Origin of the sequence: uncultured Caldilinea sp., from assembly GCF_937128415.1 — a bacterium.
Classification (GTDB): domain Bacteria; phylum Chloroflexota; class Anaerolineae; order Caldilineales; family Caldilineaceae; genus Caldilinea.
In genome coordinates this window covers 77501-95132 of record NZ_CAKZMJ010000109.1, presented here as the reverse complement: position 1 = coordinate 95132, position 17632 = coordinate 77501, and the positions used below count along the sequence as shown (strand labels likewise).

The window sequence follows — 17632 nt, the reverse complement described above, 5'->3', positions numbered from 1 at the left end:
GGAACAGCTTCCTTTGATGGGCGGTTTCAGCATTAGTCATGAATGCAATATATCAAATATTTAGCGAGAAGACCACTAAGTTAATCGAGATGAATCGCTCATATTATAGTTCTGAAAGCGGCGGCAAGGCAGTGACGTGGATTCGTCGGATATTGATAATTGTTTGGGTGATAATCTTTGCACAGGAGATAGCGTTCACACTTCTGCACTATTTTCCGCTCCCTGTTCCGTGATTCTATTGGAAAAGGAGATTCGACCGAGTTGACATCGGCTAGCACCTACAATGGGCAGTAGAAGGGGCGTGCGTCGTAAATCAATGGGACGGCAGCATAACAAGCGCTTCCACCTGACGCCGCTCCGCTGCGCTTCGCGGCGCAGATGAAGCGCAGGCCGTTATCGTTCCCGATCAATGGCGACGAATGGTTAAAAGAAGGGAATAACCAATCCATCATGGCGCTCTTCGGCGAAGGCGGCCCCTACGCTGGCAACTCCGGCTGGTACGACATCCTGCGCGCCGCCCAGGACGGCGACCGCATCACCGCCACGTTGCCGGATTACCAGACCTCGATCTCCGGTTCGTTTGTGCGCACGAGCGAAGGACGCATCCTGATTGACATGGGATACAGCCACCTCGTGCCTGAAGCCGAGTTTATGCGCTTCGGCGGGCGTTGGGCGGATGCTGCGTTGCATGGCTGGCCGTCCGAGTACGGGATGTATCGCTTGCAGGGCGCCTCCGGCGAACGCTGGGCGACCGCCGCCAGCGGGAGCCAGATGCTCAACGACATTCCCTGCAACACGTGGGATTGCGTGGCGATCGGCATCGACCTGATGGCGGTGGGCTACGCCTACACTTCCGAAGCCGCCTTTTGGAGCACGCCTGTGACGACTATCGGCGGCGCCGCCGGCTTTACGTATGGGAAGGCAACTCAATATACCACTGCTCTGGCGGGAGTCGTTTGGGTGGAGCATCAATATCATCGAGGAAAGGCATCCAGCGTAGATCTTTGGGTTGCCAGGACAACGTCTGTTGTTGGTCTTGTGCCTTCCCCTGTTATAGGTCCTATAGCGGCGACCGCCCAGCTGCTTTGGGATATCTTGGATCCTATCCATCCTTGGTAACTGCTTATGGATGCATGGATAGGGCGAGCTATTGCATATCTGCTTCTAGTGTTTGCGTTTGCAGTAGTGTATGACTACTGTTATAAAACTGCTCGATCGCATCCGGTGAAAAGCGCAATAATCGGAGCAGCTGCAGTGTTCATAGTCACATTTATAGGTGCTAGTTTATTAGATGGAGAGTTGAATCTCTCTCGCGCTTTGTTCGGTCTGGCGGCAGCGAGTGTATTGGGCATCTCATTTTATGTGTTAGGAACGCGACGATGACGAATCAGTTGAGCATTTTTTAAGGTTTTAGGATCTTCGGACTATATAGCACTTGTAAAATGAGGTGTAACGATTCAACGTCGTCGAGGCCTCGCTTCCTCTCAATAACCTCGATGTTCCCCATAGCAGCTGTGGCGCCCTCCCCAGGCGGTGCGGCCGTCTGAATGAGGGTAGGTGCGGCTCCCAGCCGCACGTCTGTGGCAGATTGCAAGCTCTTGGAGGCATTCAAGGAAGGGCGGCTGCGCCTACGATTGCCAGGATAATTTGTTCCATTCCATCAATCCCTGTAAAGGGCCATCAATTCCTGTAAAAGGGCCAAGTGTACAACGTCTCAAGCGTACAACGCCCGTCAAAAACGATGATGGCGTGGACGCCTCACCCGTTTGTTTCCGGCGTCCAGGTGGGCGTCGGCTCGAAGGGCGGCTCCTCTAGCGCGGGCGTCGGTGTATCCGTTGGCCAAGGCGTATCGGTCGGAACGACCGGCGTGTCGGTCGGCCACGGCGTGTCGGTGGGCCAGGGGGTGTCCGTCGGCGTGGGCGCTTCCGGCGTCCAGGTAGGCGTCGGCGGTTCCGCAGTGTAGGTGGGCGTCGGCGTTTCGGTCGGCGGCGCATTGTCGACGAAGACGCGCACGCGCGTCTCGTACTGGACGCCGTTGCTGGCGCGCATGAGCAGACGCAGCGTATGGGGGCCGTTGCCCAGGCCGGTCGTGTCCCACGTCCCCAGTTGGCCGTTCAGCACCGGCGCGCCGAACGGTCCGCTGAAAGGCAGGCTGAAGGCGCCCGGATCGTGCGTGATCCCGTATTGCAGCTCGTAGCTGGCGAAGCCCGGCATCGACGCGCTGCCGAAAATGGGCACAACCCCGCGCACGGTTGCGCCTTCGGTGGGGCTGCTGATGAAAAGCTGCAGTTCCCCTGGCGCGGGCGTCGGCGGCGCAACGAGCGCTTCGATGGGCGGCTGCTCGATGCCGTGGCGGATCGCCCACTCGCGATGCTCCAGCGGATAGACCTTGAAGACGCGCTCCTCGATCTGGTCGGGCGGGGTGAATTCATTGGCGAGCTGGTCGGTTCCACGCACCATGCGGATGCGCCGCCAGAGGTCGTGTTCTTTCGACAGCGGCGGACGATCTTCGGCGAACCAATGCACGCGTCGCTCCGGACAGGCGTCGCTGGGTTCGGTTCCGGTGTCGGCGCAGACCTCGAACTGGCGCACGCCGGGAGGCGGCGTAAAAGGCAGCGCAGGTTCGCCGGCGTGCGCAACGCGCATGAACTCGTTCCAGATCGGCCCGGCGCCCGCCACGCCGGAGATGTTGAGCATGGGAGAGTTGTCGGCGTTGCCCACCCAAACGCCGGTCACGAGCTGCGGCGTGTAGCCGACGGTCAAGTTGTCGCGGAAGTCGTTGGTGGTGCCGGTCTTGACCGCCGCCGGTCGATCGAGCCGCAACACCGAGCTGAGGCCGAAGACCGGCGCGCGCGCCTCGTTGTCGCTGAGGATGTCGGTGATCAGGAAGGCATCCACCGGGCTGACCACCTGTTGTGCAGCCTCTACGCCGGGCTGACAGGGGCGCGAGGTTCCCTGCTCACAGACGACGGCGCCCTGGGCGTCGGTGATCTTCAGGATCGTCACCGGCGGAATGCGCTGCCCGCCGTTGGCGAGGGCGGCGTAGGCGTCGGTCAGCTCGAGCAGAGGAATCTCGCCGGCGCCCAGCGAGAGGCTCAGGCCGTAGTCGGGCCGCGTCAACGTGGTGACGCCAAAGCGCCGCATCAGCTCGAGATAGACGGGCAAGGTCGCCTCTTGCAGTGCGGCCACGGCGGGGATGTTGCGACTGGTCGCCAGGGCAGTGCGCACGGTGATCAGCCCCATCTCCTTGCCGTCGTAGTTGCGCGGCACGTAGGGTGGGTTGGCGCCGTCCGGGAAGGCGGTGGTGATGTCGGCGACCAGCGTGCCGGGCGTCCATTGCTCCTCCTGCGGCCTGTCCGGCATGTCGAAGGTGGCAAGGTAGACGAAGGGCTTGGTGGCGCTGCCGGGCTGGCGCGGGGCAAGCGCCATGTTCACCTGGCCGTCGATCTCCACATCGTTGAAATCGGCGCTGCCGACGAGCGCCACGACCTCGCCCGTCTGTGGGCGCATGGCCACCAGCGCGCCGTTGGAGACGTTGCGGTCGGCGAGCAGGCTGACCTGTTCGCGCACGATGCGCTCGGCTTCGGCCTGCAAGCGCGGGTCGAGCGTGGTGTAGACGTTGTAGCCGGCCTGGTAAAGCGCCTCCGGGCCGAAAATCTGCTCCAGCTGCTGGCGCACGTACAGCGTGAAGTGCGGCGCCTTGAGTTCAAACCGCAGCGGCTCATAGACGAGCGGCTCCATCCAGGCGGCGTCCGCCTCCTCCGGCGTGATATAGCCCGCCTCCACCATCAGCCTCAGCACCACCCCCTGACGATTTTTGGCGCGATCCGGGTGCGTGTAGGGATCGTAGTAGGCCGGAAGCTGCGGCAGTCCCGCCAGCAGCGCAGCCTCGGCCAGCGTCAGGTCGGCGGCGTCCTTGCCGAAGTAGGTTTCCGCCGCGGCGTCGATGCCGTAGGCGAGGTTGCCGTAGTAGACCTCGTTGAGATAAAGCTCGAGAATTTCGTCTTTGTCATAGCGCCGCGTGATTTCGGCGGCCAGGATCGCCTCCTTGATCTTGCGGGTGACGGTGCGCTCCGGCGAGAGCAACACGCGTTTGACCAGTTGCTGGGTGATCGTCGAGCCGCCGGCGACGACATCGCCTTCCTGGAAGGCGTAATAGACGGCGCGAAGCAGCGCCACGGGATCGACGCCGGGATGGTTGTAGAAGTTGGCGTCCTCGGTGGCGATGGTGGCCTGAATGACGTAGGGCGAAATGGCGTGCAACGGCACTTCGACGCGGCGACCGGCGTTGGGGTCGAAGGTTTCATTGAGGAGGTTACCTTCGCGATCGTAGATGCGCGTGCTCTGGAAGGCGCTGGCGCGCTGGCGCAGCTCTGCGGGCGAAGGCAGATCGCGCGCCATGAGGGCGTAGCCGATCAGCAGGCCGCCGAGCGTCAGCGCAGCCAGCAGCACAAAGGACACTACGCCCATGCCGAAACCCTGCCAGAAGCGATTCTGCGGCTGTGCGGCCGCATTGCGGCTGGTTCTCGAACGTCTGGGTTGAACCGGTTGCAGCTCATACATAGTGTTTCGTTCCCCGCGACTCGCCCTTCGTCAACGAGGCCATTGCCAGGGCAGTGTGTTCTGGTAAATCCAGGCGAGCGTATGCCACGCCTGCAGCAGCAGCAGCGGCGCTACGCCGCCTATCAACGACCGACCGTGCAACGTTCTCGGCAGCAGCAGCGCCAGCAACAACGTGGGCGACAGCCAGGCCAGGCTGAAGAGATCCCAGTCGCGCTGGCCGCCGTAGTCCGGGTTCCACACCGCGATAAAGAGCAACTGGAACGCGGCGGCGATGAGCAGGAAGCGCAGCGATGGCGAGAAGAAGAGAGCAGTAGGCTCATGAGAAGCGCACCGAGGCTGTGCGCTTCGGTCTTTAGCGGCGTTCCGTCTGAATTTCTTCGCCATCCATGCAATCCCAACTACGGCCAGCGACGGCGGCACGACCGGCGCCACAAGCAACTGATTGTTGAGCAGGTCGCGCAGGTGCGGCCAACTAAACAGCGTGTAATGCTCCCACCGCGTCGTCGTCTCGAACAACGGGACGAACCAACGTCCATCGCCGCCGCCCGGTCGGTCGTCGCCCAACAGCGCAGCGAGGCCGTGGCCGCTCGCCTCCATGAATAAAAAGGTTGCGCCGCCCACCAACAGCATTGGCAGCGCAATCTGTACAACGACGGAGGCGAGCCTTTGGTTTCCCCCGGCCAGAGCTGCGCGCCCCTGCAACGCGCCGAGATAGAGCAGGCTCGGCGCCAGCACGAGGGTGCTGGGATGCGTGGCGTGGGTGAACGCAAGCACGGTCGCCGCCAGCCAGAGCGGCCGCCGACCTTCGATGACGGCCAGTCCCAGCCAGAGATAGGCCAACACGCCTACGGCTGCAAAGCTGTAATTTTCAATGTAGCCGAAAAAGAGCTGCATGAGGCCGAGCGTCGTCAGCAACGCATAGGGCAGCCACGCCGGCCTCAACAGGGGGAGCCGACACAGCGCCAGCGTCACCAGCAGATAGAGCGCGCCGGCGAGCGGGCTGAGCAGCCGATAGACCGGCGTTGCGTCTTTCCAGCCGAACGGTTCATGCAGCCACCGCCAAAGCTCGGCGTGCAGCGCCACGTCGAGCGGCGCCTGCCAGGAGCGCGTCAACCGCAACGCCGGATCGGGAAAGGCGATGCCTTTGGCCAGGATAAAGGCGTCGCCCCAGCGTGTGTGCGCAATCGGGAACAAAAAAAACGCAAGGGTCAGCGCCGCCGAAATCAGCCAGAGCGTCGGCCAAAGAGGCGGGTGGCCAAAGCGCAGGCGAGCCAGCCCCTTGGGGAAGGCGCGTAGCCAGTAAAGGACGATGGCGCCCAAAACAGCCGCTGCGCCGACCGCAACCGCCCACGTCGGCAGGTAGGTGACGGGCCACAATCCCCACCATGCGGCTTCGGCGCTGTCAGGCGCCGGAATCGGATCGGGCGTCGGTGGCAGCGTGCGGACATAGAGATGAAGCCCCAACAGCGCCAGCGCTACGCCGTGCAACGCCGCCGCCAAGAGCTGCGAGCGGTCGATTAGGGTCGGAAAAGTGCGCGTCGTCAACGAGTTTAGTAACTTTAACCTGAAACGATTGGGTGACGCTTCATGCGTAAACGAACGCAATTTGAAGATGGGTTCGGCCTCTGGCCGGACGCCCCCGGCGGACAACCGCACCGCGCCGGCGCCCTGTCGCGCCGGAGGCGTGACCTCCCTCTGGCCGGACTACTGGCCCAGCAGCAAAAACTCGGCGAGCACCCAGCCGCCGGTCAGGTTCTGCGTGCCGGGCACGCCGGGCACGCGCACCCAGAGACCATCTTCGGAGATCTCTTCCACCGCGATGATCTCGCCGGGTTGCAGCCAACCGACGATTGCGGCCTCGGTGCTCGGCTCGGCGCGCACGCGCAAGCGCGCCCCCTCGGCGATCACCAGGGCGAAGCCCGGTTCGGGCGCAACGACGGCGCTCGTCTCTTCTTCGGGCAGCGCAGTGGGCGTCGCTTCCTCCACAGGCTCTTCTGTGGGAGCAGGCGTCGCCTCTGCGGTCGGCTCCTCAGCAGGGGTGGGCGTCGCTTCCGGTGTTGCAGGCTCCTCGACGGCCTCCTCTGTGGCGACGACCGGGGCGGGCGTCGGCGTCGGAATCACCGGCGGAGTCACGACCCGGACATCGACGATTGAACCCGAGACCGTGACAAAGTTGGCGGAGACCCAGCCGCGCCCTTGCGGTGCGCGCGGGATCGCCAGCTCCAACCACAGGCCATCGCTGCTGCGTCCGATCACCGGATATTGCTCCCCCTGACGAACGCCGGCGATCACTTCAGCCTGCAGGCTCGGCAGGGCGCGCACGCGCAGCGACCTGGCTGTCACAGTGGCGACGGCGCCTGTTTCCTGCACAGGCTCGACGGTCGGCGTCGCTGCGTTTTCGGCCACAGGCGTTTGCAGCGTCGCCAGCTGACCGGCCAGCGCGCTCGCCATCTGCTCCGCCGTCATCGGCTGGCAGCCTGCCATCATAATGGAAACCGCCATCAAAACTGCAATCCATGTGAATTTTCGATTTACCATAACAACCTTCTCCTACAAAAAACAATTGGATTGACGTCGCCCTTTTTCACCGGCGCTTTCGGCGACGTCGACGCGCAAGCGACAGAAAGCGCCGGTGCGTCTGTTTGGGAATGTTCTGCGAGAACCGCCCGGCCTCGAGCGAAGCGTCTACGCCGGATGGTTCCGGGCAAAACATCTTCATTATTCCATAAATGGCCCTTATCACCCAAACCAGGAGGCTTTGTCGGAAATCCGACATATTTTCGCACAGCTTTTGTGCAAAATAGAGCAAATTCTTTGCACAAGGAGCGGAGAGACGTGACGGCGATCGTTCAAACAACAAAGCTGCAGGCGGAGGGCCCCCTGGAAAAGGGGGCAAATTCGCTCAACAACGAAGCCAACGGTGCGGGTGTGCGGCCACCGATCATCCGGCTTGAAGGGCTGACCAAAATTTACACAGAAGGGGAGGTGCGCCGCACCGTCCTCGACGAGTTGAACCGCGAATTCTACGAAGGCGAGTTCGTCTGTCTGCTGGGGAAGTCGGGCAGCGGAAAGAGCACGCTGCTCAACCTGATCTCCGGCATCGACGCGCCGACGCGCGGGGATGTCGTTGTCTACACAGACGCCAGGCCGGTGCGGCTGACGGCGCTCAGCGAACAGGAGCGCACCCTGTTTCGCCGCCGTCACATTGGCATTGTCTTTCAATTTTTCAATCTGATTCCGACGTTGACCGTGCTCGAAAATGTGACGTTGCCGCTGGAGCTGAACGGCTGGGCGCAGCGCCAGGCGCAGGCGCGCGCCCGTGCGCTGCTCGAACGCGTCGGGCTCGGCGACCGGCTGGAGACCTTCCCGGACAAGCTGAGCGGCGGCGAGCAACAGCGCGTCGCCATCGCCCGCGCGCTGGCGCATGACCCTCTGCTGATTCTGGCGGATGAGCCGACGGGCAACCTCGATGAAGACACCGGCGAGACGGTGCTTTCCTTGCTGCTGGAGCTGACGCGCGACGCCGGCAAGACGCTCTTTATGGCCACGCATGCGCCGGAAGTCGCCCGCCGCGCCGACCGCGTCCTGCATCTCGATCACGGCAAGTTGGTGAGCGACCAGGTCTGGCGACGGCTGCATGAGGGGGAGGCGTAAGTTTGCAAACAATCCATCGCTTTCGGCCAATCTTTCGGCAGGCGTGGCGTCATGCATGGCGCCGGCCGCTGCAAAGTTTTTTCCTGATCGCGGGCGTCGCCATCGGCGTGGCGATGATCGTCGCCATCGATCTGGCCAACGGCTCCGCCGATCGCGCCTTTCAGCTCGGCGCCGAGACGGTGACGGGCAAAGCGACGCACCAGATCACCGGCGGCCCTCGTGGGCTGGATGAGTCGGTCTACGCCCGCGTGCGCATCGATGCGCGCTACCGGCTGAGCGCGCCGGTGGTGGAAAGTTACGTCGTCGCCGAGGAGTTAGACGGTCAGCCGATGCGTCTGCTCGGCGTCGATCCTTTCGCCGAAGCGCCCTTCCGCAGCTATCTCGGCCCTGGCGACCAGGCGCAAGGGCCGGCCGCAGACTACCTGAGCGAGCTGATGGTGCAGCCGAACACAGTGTTGCTCAGCGCCGAAGTCGCCGGACGCTACGGGCTTTCCGTCGGCGACGCCATCACAGTGCGTCACGGCGCCCACCGCTTCGATCTGACGATCGTGGGGCTGCTGGCGCCATCGGATGACCTCAGCCGACGCGCGCTCGATGGCCTGCTGGCGACCGACATCGCCACTGCGCAGGAGGTCCTCGACAAGGTTGGCCGCATCGACCGCATCGACCTGATCCTTCCCCCTGGCGAGGAAGGGGAGGCGCTTTTGCAGCGCATCGCCGCAGTTTTGCCGCCAGGCGCGCGCATCGACCCGACGGCGGCGCGCACCGGCGCGGTGAGTGAAATGACCGCTGCGTTTCAGCTCAACCTGGCGGCGCTCAGCTTGCTGGCGCTGGTCGTCGGCGGTTTTCTGATTTACAACACCGTCTCCTTCAGCGTCGTGCAGCGCCGGCCGGTGCTCGGCAGCGTGCGCGCGCTGGGCATGACGCGCCACGAAATCTTTCTGATGATTCTGCTGGAGGCGCTTCTGCTGGGCGCCTTGGGCGTGCTGTTGGGGTTAGGGCTGGGCGTGTTGCTCGGCCGCGGCGCAGTGCAACTCGTCACGCAGACGGTCAACGACCTCTTTTTTGTCGTCGCCGTGCGCGAGGTGGAAATTCCCGCCTCCACGCTCGTCAAAGGTGCGCTGTTGGGGCTGGCGGCTGCGCTCATCGGTGCGGCCTTCCCCGCCTGGGAAGCGACGAGCGTGCCGCCGGCCGGCGCGTTCATGCGCAGCAACGTCGAGGAGCGCACGCGGCGGGCGATTCCCTGGCTGTCGCTGGCGGGCGTCGTCGCCATGCTTGCGGGCGCAGGGCTGATGCTTCCGGAGTGGAGCCTGGTCGTCACCTTCGCCGGTCTTTTCCTGAGCGTGATCGGGATGGCGCTGCTGACGCCTGCGCTCACGCTTCTGCTGATGCAAGGCGCAGCGCGCATGGTCCGGGGCCGCGGGGTGCTTTTGCGCATGGCCCCGCGCACGGTGATGCGTTCGCTCAGCCGCATCGCCGTAGCCGTGGCTGCGCTGATGATCGCCGTCAGCGTCATCATCGGCGTGGGCGTGATGATCGGCAGCTTCCGTCAGACGGTCGTGCTCTGGCTCGACGACGTGCTGCAGGCGGACATCTTCATTTCGCCGCCGACGCTCAACTCCAGTCGCGCGGATATGGCGCTCGACCCGGCGCTGCTCGAACGCATGGCCGCCTTTCCAGGCGTCGTCGATGCGGCCACCACGCGCGGGGTGGATGTCGTGGGCGTCGTGGGAGAGCAGATCGTCCCGATCCGACTGGTGGCGCTCAGCAGAGACCTTTCCGGCCCCCAGCGGCGCTACCGCAGCGCCATCGGCGACTGGCGCCAGACCTGGGACGCCGTGCGACAGGGCGGCGTCGTCATCAACGAGCCGATGGCCAATCGCTTCGACCTGCGCGTGGGCGACCGGGTGCGTCTTCAGACCGACCGCGGGGAAGAGGCGTTTCCGATCGTCGGCGTGACCGTTGACTTCGATGTGCGGCCGGTCGTTTTTATGGACGACGGCGTCTATCGCCGCTGGTACGACGACGATCGCCTTTCGGCGATTGCGCTTTTTGTGGCGCCGGGCGTGGACGTCGATGCCAAGGTGCAGGAAATTCGCTCCGCTCTCGCAGGCGAGCAGGAACTGCTGGTGCGCTCCAATCGCGGCACGCGCGATAACGCGCTGGAAGTCTTCGACCGCACCTTCACCATCACCGTGGCGTTGCAGTTGCTGGCGACGATCGTGGCCTTTATCGGCATTCTCAGCACGTTGATGAGCCTGCAATTCGAGCGCGTGCGCGAGATCGGCGTGCTGCGCGCAACCGGCATGACGCGCTGGCAACTGTGGCGACTCTCGCTGCTGGAGACCGGGCTGGTCGGCGCCGTGGCCGGCCTGTTGGCGATGCCGACCGGCTATTTGCTCGCCGTAGTGTTGATCTACATCATCAACCTGCGCTCGTTCGGCTGGACGCTTGAAATGCTGCTCGACCCGATGGAGTTCGTGCAGGCGTTTCTGGTGGCGTTCGTCGCCGCACTGCTGGCGGGCCTCTATCCGGCCTGGAAAATTGGGAACACGCCGCCGGCCATCGCCGTGCGTATGGAGTGAGCCCCTCCATCCCCTGCAACATTCGATGCAACATCGATTGTCACCAAACTGACAGTTGATCTGCACCATGTTCTCCTCTATGATGCCTGTGGAATTCGGCGTTTGAGAAAGTTCTGACGGCTCAGGCCAGGGGTTGCAGCTTGCACGGACGCCGTTGGAATCCCGTATCGAGAGCAATCCCATATCGCAAGAGGAGAGAGGCATGGATCTTTTTATCCAGGCGTTGCTTGCTGCGCTGTGTCTGGCGAGCCTGTTGCTCATTGCAGCGCCCCTGGGGCTGTGGCTGCTTCATCGGCGCACGGCGCGGCTGCAGGAGCGACTAATTCAGCTCGAAGATCGGCTGAATCAGCTGGAGCGCTCTTCTTGGGCGCCGTCGAGCGGGGCCATGGGGATTGCGCCGCAGGGAGTGCGAGCGCGCTCCGAGGCCGTTGAATCCGGTCTGACGCCCTTGGGTGAGCGGTCAACGGCGGAACCGGCTCCGCCCCAGCCATCGACGCCTTTCGCTGCGCCGTTCATCGAGCCGCCGGCGACGCTGCCGCCGGCAGTCCCAATCGCTCCTGCTGTTGTGGATGCCGACGAAGAGGCCGCAGAACGCTCTCGCCCCGGCTCTGCCTTGCGAAAGCCGCCGCTGATCGACTGGTTCTTGCGCATGCATCTGCTGGTGCAGATCGGGCTGGTGGTGCTCTTTATCGGCGTAGCGCTCTTGCTGCGCTATGCGATCGATCAGGGCTGGCTGTCGGTGGAGATGCGCCACTTTGCTGCAGCCGCAGGGGGCGCGCTGTTGAGTGGCATTGGATTTGCCGTGCGCAGCCGCAGGCCGGCCTATGGGCTGGCGCTGCAAGGGGGCGGTCTGGCCGTCCTCTATCTCACGGCCTTTTCGGCATATCAGTTCTATGGATTGTTGCCGGCCGCATTGGCGTTTGGCTTGTTCGTGATGTTCAGTGCGATCGGCGTAGCGCTTTCGCTGTGGCAGAACGCGCGCATCCTGGCCTACGCCGCGCTGATCGGCGCATTCGCAGCGCCGCTGCTCGTGGCCGGAGAAGGCGGAAGCTACATCGGGCTGTTCGGTTACTACCTCGTGCTGGCGCTGACGGCGCTTGGGCTGGCCGCGCGCAAGGGCTGGCAGGGGTTGGTGATCCTGGCCCTGCTTTTCACGCACGGCGTCGGCGCGATCTATACTGCGGGCAATCCCGAGACGCTGCGCTTCACCCCGACCGACGGAGATTACCTGGGGTTGCAAGGTTTTGTGATCCTCTTCTTTGGGCTGTTCGCTGCAGCCGGCCTGCTTTTTGCGCAGCGCAATGCAGCGCAGCGGCGAATCGGCGACCTCGCCATCGCCGTGCTCAATCCGCTCCTGGCGCTGATCTGGCAGCTCAGCCTGGTGCAGGCGTTTGACCGGGGGGCCGGCTATAGCCTGGCGGCGGGCGGCGCAGTTCATCTGGCGTTGTTTGCGGCGCTGCTGCGTCGCAACGAAGAGAAGCTGGCGCTGCACCGGCAGCTGAGCCTCTTTTGGGCGCTCTTCATGCTGACGGTCGCAGTTCCCGGCTTCTTCGAGGCGCAGATTACAGCCCCTCTCTGGGCGGTGGCGGGCGCAATGTGGGTCTGGCTGGCGCAGCGACGCTCCGTGCGTTGGCTGGCGTCGTGGGGCTTGTTGACGCAGCTCGCCGCCGGCGTTGCATTTTTGCCCAAAACAGCCGAAATGCTGGAGCGCCTGTTCACGCCTCTGAACGGACAGGCGCTTTTCCTCAACGACTTCACGCTTGGCTGGGCGATGGTGGGGCTGGCCGGGCTGGCGTCGAGCCGCTTCCTGACGCAGGAGCCGTTTCGCTCAGACAATTTCACTCTGTGGAAGACGTTGGCGGCGCTCGCATTTGTCTGGGGGCTTGGCTGGTGGTATGGCGGCGGCCTGGTTGAGGTCACGATGGCGCCGGATGGCTTTGTCATCAGCACAGCGGCGCTGTTCCTGGCCCTTTCTACACTCGCAATGGCGCTGGTGGGGCGGCGGCTGACTTTCTCCTGGCTGGAGAGGCCGGGATGGGCGCTGTCGCCTGCCCTTTTGCTGCTCGCCTTCCTGCATCCGTATGAGATCGATTCGCCGCTGCAGGGCGCTGCGTGGCTGGCGTGGCCGCTGGCGCTGGTCGCTCACTTTGGGCTGTTGCGCCTCAACCAGGGTCGGCCCGGGCTGACCTTCCACCATGCTACAGGCGTCTGGCTGATCGCCTATCTTGTCGCCGCCGGGGTCAACGGGCTGCTGTATCAGGTCGGCGCCGGGGAGACCGTCGCCCTCTCGGCTGTGTTGGGAGCGCTCGCCCTTTTGATCGCCGGCGCAACGGCGTTCGTTGCGCGCCTGCCTGTCCCAATTCGTTTGCACGAGAGAATTTACCGCCTGTGGGGGCTGGGGCCGGTGGCGGCTGTCGGAAGCTTGCTGCTGCTGTGGGCGAACCTGACGCTCGACGGAGGAGTGCGCTGGCTGCCGTTCATCCCGCTGCTTAACTTGCTTGCGCTGACCAGCGCAGCGTTGCTGGCGGCCGTGCTCTTTTGGCTCTTTGTGGCGCGCGACGATGCGAATGCGTTGTGGAGGCGATGGATGTGGAGTGCGCGCTGGGCCTGGTGGACGCTGGCGATCTTCTGCATGAGCGCCGAACTGGCGCGCAGCGTGCATCACCTGTTGGGGACGCCGCTCACGTGGGATGGGCTGTATGCGTCCGCCCTCTATCAGACGTTGCTGGCCGTGCTTTGGAGCGTTACGGCGTTGGGGCTGATGGTGTGGGGCAGCCGTCGCCGTTCTCGCTCGGCGTGGTTCGCCGGCGCCGCAGTCCTGGGCCTGACGGTGGTGAAGCTGTTTGTGGTCGATCTCGCCAACGTGGGGGCGGCGGCGCGCATCGTCTCGTTTATCGGCGTCGGCGCGCTGATCCTGTTGATCGCTTTCCTCGCGCCTGCGCCGCCTCGGCGGGAAGCGAATGACTCAGAGACGCAGGAAATGCACCCTCCACTCCCCTCGTAGGCCAGATTGCTTTTACGACGCTGGCTCTTTTGCTCAGAGAATTTGACAGACGCCATTTGACCGGCGCCTTCGGTTTTGCTCTTGAACGGTTTTTGAACTCTGCTTGCTAGAGTGCAGAACGCAGTATCGACATGCAAACGTCCGGCCGGAGGCCGAACTACGTCGTCCACGTAAGTTCTTGCCTCCGGCGCGACGCGTCAACCCGCCATCTGCAAGTCGACGCGGAAGTGATACTGGCCGAGCGCCTGACGGATGCGCTGCTCCAGGGCTTTCTTGTCTGCGCCGGGCATCGCAGTGACCTTCACGATCGCCAGCAGCCCTAAGCGGCGGTCGCTGATCACCTCCACCGACTTCTGCGCAATCTCCTGAATCTGCTCCAGCTCCCCGTTGACGACATCGGCGACCTGCTCGAAGGTGAGCGGCAATTTGGCGATCTTGCCCACTGCAGTGAGCGGCATGTGCTCGATGATGCGGATCTGCTTGGGCACCGCCGCCTGTTCGGCGATGTTCTCGCGCGCGAAGGCGAGCAGCTCCTCTGGCGTGGCGGTGGCGCCGGGTTTCAGCTCCACATAGACCACCGGCAGCTCGCCCACGCGCGGGTCAGGGCGACCGACCGCCGCCGCCAGCGCCACTGCGGGATGGCGATGCATCGGCTCCTCGATCTGGCGCGGGTCGATGTTGTGGCCTCCGCGAATGATCAGCTCCTTCTGGCGGCCGGTCAACCAGAAGAAGCCGTCCTCATCCTGATAGCCCAGGTCGCCGGTGTTGAGCCAGCGCCCCTTGCCGTCGCCGGCGTCGATAAAGATTCCTCGGTTGTGAAATTCGTCCTTGTAGCCGGGGAAAACATTGGGGCCGCGGATGATCACTGTGCCGATTTCGTTCGGCTCGCAGAAGCGCACAAGGCGTTCGCCGTCCAACTCCGCCGTGCGCATCTCCTGGTAGGCGTAGCGCAGCCCGATCGAACCGATGCGCGGCTCGCCACGCCGCGGGTTGACCGAGGAGACCGAGGTGCCCTCGGTCAGGCCATAGCCCTCGAGGATGTTGACGCCGGTCTGCGCCGTGAATTGTCGCGCCAGCTCCACCGGCAACGGCGCCGAGCCGCAGATCGCCACCTGAAGCGAGCGAATGTCGGCGTCGCCGATCGGCACGTTGAGCAGCGCCTTGAAGAGCGTCGGCACCGCGCCCAGCGAGGTGACTTTGTAATGATCGATAATTTTCCACAGGTTCGGGATCACGCCTTCCCCGCGAAAACCCTGCGGCGTCCCCATCACCAGCGTGGCGCAGGCGATCCACGCCCCCAGGCCGACGGCGATCGCGCCGTAGTTATGGAAGAGCGGCAGACCCAGATACATGCGCTCCCCGCGCTGCACGTCGACGGCGACCGTGCCCATCCAGGCGTCGTAGACCTCGTTGAAGTGCGTGTGCATGGCGAGCTTGGGGGCGCCGGTGGTGCCGCCGGTGTGGAAGTAGGAGGCGATGTCGTCCGGACGGATCACGCGTCCGCTGATAAGGCGGTCGGCGGGGTAGCGCGCCAGCGTCTTGTCGAAATCGAGCACGCGTGCGCGCACCTTCTCCTTGCCCTTGCCCCAGCGCATCAGCCCGACCGCCAGCCGCTTGACGCCGTGCAGGTAGTTGGCAATGTCTACCTGAAGGATCGTCTGCAACGTCGGCACGCTGTCGGCGATGGACGCCACCTTTTCCCAGATGTCGGTTCTGGGGAAGGGCGCCAGCGTGACCAGGATTTTCGTCTGCGCAGCGTTCATGATCTCGGCCAGGCCGGCCGGCTCCAGCAACGGGTTGATCGGGTTGGCGATCCCCGCCGCTTCGCCGCCGTAGAGCGTCCAGTAGGTCTGCGGCAGATTGGGCAGAATATAGCTGACCGTTTCGCCGGGGCGCAGGCCCAGGTCGTGCAACATGTTGGCGGTCTGATGAAGCTTGCCCAGCCATTCCCGATAGGTGAACTGCACCGACTGTTGATAGGCCGTCCCTTGCAGGAAAAAGATCAGGGCGATGTCGTCTGGATAGCTCTCCGCTGTGCGTCGGATGGCGGCGTAGGTGCTCTCCGGCAGGTTGCGTTCGGCCAACGGAACGGCCTCGAACGCCTCAATGTCGGCGACGGTGGCGAATCCGCCCATCGTTCGTCTCCTTTCTGACAAAATGTGAAGCTCAGGTCGAGTCGTCTGTGGGATGGCGCTATTGTACCTGAAGATGGGGAAATGAGCGAATAGGGCTCAGGATGCTGGAGCGGAAACCCGCCAGGAGGTGAAACGCAATGGTGAAAAACCGCTTTCTGCTGTTAGCCGCCGGTCTGAAACCGGCGGCGATTGCGCAGCAATCGCCTGGCGCTACGCTAAACGCCTCTTGGCTGCACATTCTCGACGGGCTGCGAGAGGATGGAGAATTTGAGAATGCGCAGCGAAGAGCAGCGCCTCCGGATCGCCAGGTTTAATTGTTGGCCTCTATCAAGCATCCTGGAAGGCGACGGCCGTTACGCCTTTTCGGCGAGGACGTGCCGCGTGTCGATCACCAGTTGGGCGCGCGCCTTGACCATCGGCCAATCGTAGGCGTCATGATCGGTGGCGATCACCACGCAGTCCGCCGAGGCAAGCGCAGTTTCCAGGTCTTCGATGCGCACCATTTCCATGCCGTCGTACTGGAAGGAAGGGACATGGGGATCGTGGTAGTCGACCCTGGCGCCTTTTTCTTCGAGCAGGTGGATGATGTCCAACGCCGGCGACTCGCGCAGATCGCTCACGTTTTTCTTGTAGGCGACGCCCAGCACCAGGATGCGGCTGCCTTTAACCGGTTTGCCTGCATCGTTGAGCGCATCCTGCACCTTTTGCACCCAGTAGCGCGGCATCTCGGTGTTGATTTCGCTCGCCAACTCGATGAAGCGGGCGGTGTACGCCAGCGTGCGCATCTTCCAGGAAAGATAGAGCGGGTCGATGGGGATGCAGTGGCCGCCCAGCCCGGGACCTGGCGTGAATTTCATGAAGCCGAAGGGCTTGGTCGCTGCAGCGTTGAGGATCTCCCACGCATCCAGGCCCAGCTTGTCGCACATCAACAACAGCTCGTTGGCCAGGCCGATGTTGACCGAGCGGAAGGTGTTTTCAAAGAGTTTGGTCATTTCGGCGGCTTCGGGCGAGGAGACGGGCACCAGCGTCTCGATGGCGGCGCCGTAGCAGGCAGTGGCCACCTCCAGGCAGGCGGGCGTGATCCCGCCGATCACCTTGGGCGTGTTGCGCGTCGTCCAATCCTTGCGGCCGGGATCGACGCGTTCGGGCGAAAAGGCCAGGAAGAACTCCTCTCCGACGCGCCAGCCGTTGGCGTTGGCTTCCAGTTGCGTCAACAGCAGCTCTCGGGTGGTGCCGGGGTAGGTCGTGGACTCGAGCACGATCAACATGCCGGGATGCAGATACCGGGCGATCTGTTCGCCCGCGCTGGCGATGTACGAGACGTCGGGATCGCCCGTTTTGTTCAGCGGGGTGGGCACGCAGATAGAGACGGCGTCGCAGGTGGTCAGCACGCTGAAGTCCGTCGTAGCGGCAAGGCGTCCCCGCGGGCGAGTCGGCGCGACGACGAGCTCCTGCGGCTGTGCAGCGGGAGCTGCGCCCACGGCGTCGCTTTGCGCTGTCGTTTGCACAGAAGGCGCTTTGTCGTCGCTTGTCTCTGCCACGAAGGTCGCCAGCAGGGCGGAAGGCACATCTTCGATGTAGGACTCGCCGCGAAGGATCGCCTCCACCTTGCGCGCGTCGACGTCGATGCCGGTCACTCGATAGCCGGCCTCGGCGAAGGCGACGGCCAGCGGCAGGCCGACGTACCCCAG

At 63.8% G+C, this 17632-nt stretch carries 10 protein-coding genes (1 of these 10 only partly in view); 5 read left to right on the top strand and 5 right to left on the bottom strand.

From position 1 onward, the window contains the following. Window positions 1-450 precede the first annotated feature (450 nt). Complete coding sequence (locus tag Q0367_RS20805) at window positions 451-1119, top strand: hypothetical protein (RefSeq protein WP_298984518.1); 669 nt, start codon at window positions 451-453, stop codon at window positions 1117-1119. Between the two features lie 639 nt (window positions 1120-1758). Here the strand turns inward: Q0367_RS20805 and pbpC are convergent. The 3 genes from pbpC to Q0367_RS20790 form a co-directional block, all read right to left on the bottom strand. Then, window positions 1759-4563: a penicillin-binding protein 1C gene (gene pbpC / locus Q0367_RS20800; protein WP_297638615.1), complete on the bottom strand. Its 2805-nt coding sequence runs from the start codon at window positions 4561-4563 to the stop codon at window positions 1759-1761. 30 nt (window positions 4564-4593) lie between these two features. Further along, the gene (locus Q0367_RS20795) at window positions 4594-6108 is read right to left on the bottom strand and encodes a hypothetical protein (RefSeq protein WP_297638619.1); all 1515 of its coding nucleotides are present in this window, start codon (window positions 6106-6108) and stop codon (window positions 4594-4596) included. A 159-nt stretch (window positions 6109-6267) separates the two neighbouring features. Beyond that, entirely contained in the window at window positions 6268-7065 is a 798-nt protein-coding gene (locus Q0367_RS20790; RefSeq protein WP_297638622.1) for an SH3 domain-containing protein, read from the bottom strand. 426 nt (window positions 7066-7491) lie between these two features. Between Q0367_RS20790 and Q0367_RS20785 the strand changes: the two genes are divergently transcribed. The 3 genes from Q0367_RS20785 to Q0367_RS20775 all read left to right on the top strand — a co-directional run bounded on the left by Q0367_RS20785 (window position 7492) and on the right by Q0367_RS20775 (window position 13806). Further along, a complete protein-coding gene (locus Q0367_RS20785) occupies window positions 7492-8217 on the top strand; it encodes an ABC transporter ATP-binding protein (RefSeq protein ID WP_363325900.1) in 726 nt (241 codons plus the stop codon). 2 nt (window positions 8218-8219) lie between these two features. Continuing rightward, a complete protein-coding gene (locus Q0367_RS20780) occupies window positions 8220-10802 on the top strand; it encodes an ABC transporter permease (protein ID WP_298984513.1) in 2583 nt (860 codons plus the stop codon). Between the two features lie 202 nt (window positions 10803-11004). Further along, window positions 11005-13806 (top strand): DUF2339 domain-containing protein, encoded by a 2802-nt coding sequence (locus Q0367_RS20775; protein WP_298984510.1) that lies wholly within the window; start codon window positions 11005-11007, stop codon window positions 13804-13806. 197 nt (window positions 13807-14003) lie between these two features. On the opposite strand, the gene Q0367_RS20770 is transcribed toward Q0367_RS20775, so the two are convergent. Continuing rightward, window positions 14004-15941 carry an acyl-CoA synthetase gene (locus tag Q0367_RS20770; RefSeq protein ID WP_297638633.1) on the bottom strand — a complete coding sequence of 646 codons (1938 nt, stop codon included), beginning with the start codon at window positions 15939-15941 and terminating at the stop codon, window positions 14004-14006. Window positions 15942-16078: 137 nt separating this feature from the next. Here Q0367_RS20770 and Q0367_RS20765 point away from each other — a divergent pair, with 137 nt between their 5' ends. Next, window positions 16079-16255, top strand: a complete 177-nt coding sequence (locus tag Q0367_RS20765; RefSeq protein ID WP_297638636.1) for a hypothetical protein — start codon at window positions 16079-16081, stop codon at window positions 16253-16255. A gap of 39 nt (window positions 16256-16294) precedes the next feature. Here Q0367_RS20765 and Q0367_RS20760 read toward each other — a convergent pair whose 3' ends face one another. Next, window positions 16295-17632 carry the 3' portion of a nucleotide sugar dehydrogenase gene (locus Q0367_RS20760; protein WP_297638639.1) on the bottom strand. It continues 66 nt past the right edge of the window, so only the last 1338 of its 1404 coding nucleotides appear in the window; its start codon lies beyond the right edge, outside the window; the stop codon is at window positions 16295-16297.